The sequence below is a fragment of the Paenibacillus sp. 7541 genome, assembly GCF_002276395.1.
Taxonomy (GTDB): domain Bacteria; phylum Bacillota; class Bacilli; order Paenibacillales; family Paenibacillaceae; genus Paenibacillus_AQ; species Paenibacillus_AQ campinasensis.
The window spans coordinates 1-290 of record NZ_NQLZ01000088.1 but is presented as its reverse complement, the minus strand read 5'-3'; the positions used below and the strand labels follow the sequence as shown (position 1 = coordinate 290).

Genomic DNA, 290 nt, shown 5'->3' with positions numbered 1-290 from the left:
TCGCCAAGCGTATGATATGGGCCCTTAGCTCAGCTGGTTAGAGCGCACCCCTGATAAGGGTGAGGTCGGTGGTTCGAGTCCACTAGGGCCCACCATTTCAACTTCATATTTAGTGATGAGGTTCCTTTTTGGGGCTATAGCTCAGCTGGGAGAGCGCCTGCCTTGCACGCAGGAGGTCAGGGGTTCGATCCCCCTTGGCTCCACCATCATACTCATATCACTTCCATAAATTGCAGGTTGCACTGAAATCTATGGCATGATATGATAATCTTCCGGTCGAAGGACCGGGG

Annotated in this window: 2 tRNA genes; both read left to right on the top strand. The window is 52.4% G+C overall.

What is annotated here, in order from left to right:
• Window positions 1-18: 18 nt before the first annotated feature.
• Window positions 19-95: transfer RNA gene (locus CHH75_RS24555), tRNA-Ile, on the top strand.
• Window positions 96-130: 35 nt separating this feature from the next.
• Window positions 131-206: transfer RNA gene (locus CHH75_RS24550), tRNA-Ala, on the top strand.
• The last annotated feature ends 84 nt before the right edge of the window (window positions 207-290 follow it).